Raw genomic sequence first — 3,005 nt, 5'->3', positions numbered from 1 at the left:
CAAATCAACCGTTGGGCCGCCGCACCCGAAAATCAAGCCGTGATCAACCGTCTGCTCGATATTGCCGTTTCGAAGCCGACCATCATGATGGGCCTGTCGGCCCAGGACTCCAATATCCAGGCCTTCTTCGCCAAGGCGGAATCGGTGATGCGCTGGCCCTGGCCCGGAAACAAGCCCAGCTTCGTCTTCTCGGGAGAACAGGTCGGCGCCGACCAGGAGGGGCTACTCAAGAACGTCTATCCGGAGACCTATACGGCGGCGACCCGCGACCAGATCAACGAGCAGTCGCTCGTCAGAGCATACGCCAACCCGCTTTTGCTCGCGCTCGTCCTCTCGGTCATCGCCGACAAGATGCAGGTCATGGTCGACACGGTCCAGGGTAACCTCGACCCCGCCGCGCGCGCGGCTCTGCAACAGGGAGTGGTGGCACTGCGGGACCATCTGGCGACCCTCGACAATGGCGATCGGCTGCAGTTCGTCCGCAAATTCGTCGACCACGCCTCGCGCACGATGACGATGTTCCGGGACGGGGCCGCAGGGGTTACCGCCCTCTGTCAGTCCCGCTGTCGATCGCCGGCCTTTCGTTCGACCTTCCAGCCGCCCTCGTCGGCGAAAGCCCGTCGCCCGATCTCATCCTTGTCGCTGACACGGCGTTCGACACCGAACAGAAGATCCTCCGCAAGGTGGAAGGGGTGGCGCGCGCGCTCGACGTCACCCGCTCCAAACGTCCCCTGACCACGATCCTTGTCGGGCCCAAACCCTCCGCCGCCACGCTTGATGCGATGACCAAGGTTTGCCGTGTGCTTCCCGTCGGTGTGACCGAACAGGGAGCGACAACTGCTCTGCTGGAGAACTGGCTGGCTGTCCTGCTGCCGCTCAAGCTGCCCGAACCGACCAGCGACACGGCGGAGTCGCTAGACTCGATCGTCAGCAGATCCGCCGATCTCGACCAAAATATCGTCGGCCTGATCGGGTTCCTCGACTGGGCGACTGGCCGCGTTTGGTGTGATTTGATCGCATTCGACACGCGCGGCGGCGTCAACAACCGTGATGTGATCGAAGTATTTGCGGCCATGGTGGATCATCCAGCCTTCGGCCTGCCTGAAGCTCTCTATATCGACAACGGCAATGAATACGGGTTCGCGACGTACCTCGACGACGCCATGACACTGATGGTGCCCGGGTTCCATGGGCCGGGTCGCTCGATGCGAGTTGTCAATGCCTTGCCCTACAACGACTCGGCAAAGCCCATTGAACGCTGGTTCGGCGACTTCGAGCCACGCTATCTGAGCACGCTACCGGGCTGGATTTCCGGCAACCGTATGAACAAGCGCCAGGAGGCGATCGGCCGGACGGTTGCGCCCTATGGCACCTTCGAAGATTTCGTTCCGGCGTTCTTCGGTCTCCTGAAGGCCTATCACAGCATGCCTACGGGAAAGCAGAGCGGCCTCAAGGGGCATTCGCCCAACACCACTTTTCAACAGCACGTGGTTGCGGGCTGGTCAGCAATCAGCATGAGCCAGGACGAGGTCCGCGCTGCAGTCGCGCGCCGGGTCGAGCGCACCATCATTCAAGGCGCGATCCAACTCCGTGGGCGTCGGTTGTCCTGCGAAGAGTTGTGGCAGTACACGCACGACAAGGTGCTGGTCTGCGACCCGGTCTATCATGCGCCGGCAGAGCTGCTTGTGCTGGACATGAAGGGTAAAAGGCTCGGGATCGCAACCCCCGATGTCCCACTTCATCCACTTGATCATCGTGGCGCCCAAAGCACGGCAGCACGAGCAAAGGCGCACCGCGATGCGATTGTGCAGATGGGCCGCTCGGTCCCGAAAATCGACGTTGCAGCTCGGCTGATGGCGCTTGGTCAGGATCAATCTGAAGTCATCCCCAACGAGCCGGCGGGCAAAGTATCATTCGACCCGTCTCAGCGGCCGGCGCGGATTCTGATGCCGAAGAAGCCGTTGATCCCTGAAGAGCGCCGACGCGAACAGGACGAGCGCATGGCCGCTCAGATGGACTTGGTGAAGAGGATCGTCGGATGACGATATTCGTTGAAACCCGGGCTGCGCTCACCGTGCGGGCTGCCTTCGATACGGCGGTCAAGATGCGATATCCGGTGCTTGCGGTCGGCAAAGCCGGACTCGGAAAGACCGTAGCGCTCAACTGGATAGCCGCCCAAAGCGGAGCTGCCTATTGTGAGGTTGCGCAGCATACCAAGGCTATTAGGCCGATGTTCCTGATGCTGCATGACGCGTACGGCGTCCAAAGGGACAGCAAGCACACATATGATCTTGCCAAGGATTGCATGAACTTTTTGGGCGCCCGATGCGGCCCGACGCGTCCGTTGCTCGTGGACGAATATCAGAACTTCACGCCCCCTGTTTTGCGGGAGCTGCTGCATCTTCAGGAGCGCTGCGGCTTCGCTTTACTGCTCGCCGGCAACACCCATCGGTTGGCGGGCACGAGGCGTGATATCCACGCTATGGATCAGATCGAAAGCCGCATCGGCATGCGTTTCGAGATCGGGCAGCCGACGCGGGAGGACTGCATAAGGATCGGCGCCGAAAACAACGTTGAGGGAGCCGACGCCTACGAAGCGATTGTTATCTACGGTGAGAACACCTCGCTTCGCGCGCTTTGCCACCTCCTTCAGAACTGCGCTGCCGTTACCAATGGCGTTGGCAGCATTCGTCTTTCTCGGATCGAGACCACGCTTCGTGTCGTGTCGTGCGGCAGCCATGCGCTCAAGCTTTTGCACGAGCGCGGCGACGACCTCCGAAGATCGGCTTAATTCCGGACAGCGACAGATAATTCCGGACTGCACACCGGTGTGATGTCCGGAATTATTTGTCGTCGTGAGGGGCAAGAGTCCAGAATTATCTGTCGTCGGCCGGACTTCTAAGTGGATGATATCCCGCCGCTTTCGCCCAAAGAGGTTACTAATGCCCTTTGGACAACAGGTTACCAATGTGCCCCAACGACATCAATTCCCGACTGACCTTAAG

General features: G+C 60.4%; 2 protein-coding genes and 1 pseudogene. All 3 read left to right on the top strand.

Annotated elements, in window-relative coordinates; genetic code table 11:
• Positions 1-735: pseudogene (locus EN879_RS30260) on the top strand (hypothetical protein); the annotation flags it as partial.
• Entirely contained in the window at positions 693-2,042 is a 1,350-nt protein-coding gene (locus EN879_RS30255) for a hypothetical protein (protein ID WP_063170575.1), read from the top strand. The pseudogene EN879_RS30260 and the gene EN879_RS30255, both read left to right, overlap by 43 nt.
• A complete protein-coding gene (locus EN879_RS30250; protein WP_127224613.1) occupies positions 2,039-2,791 on the top strand; it encodes an AAA family ATPase in 753 nt (250 codons plus the stop codon). The genes EN879_RS30255 and EN879_RS30250 overlap by 4 nt, the downstream gene beginning before the upstream one ends.
• Positions 2,792-3,005: the final 214 nt, after the last annotated feature.

The sequence above is a fragment of the Mesorhizobium sp. M7A.F.Ca.AU.002.02.1.1 genome, from assembly GCF_003998535.1.
GTDB lineage: Bacteria > Pseudomonadota > Alphaproteobacteria > Rhizobiales > Rhizobiaceae > Mesorhizobium > Mesorhizobium ciceri.
The sequence above is the reverse complement of the archived record's forward strand: the minus strand, read 5'-3'. Positions and strand labels throughout refer to the sequence as shown.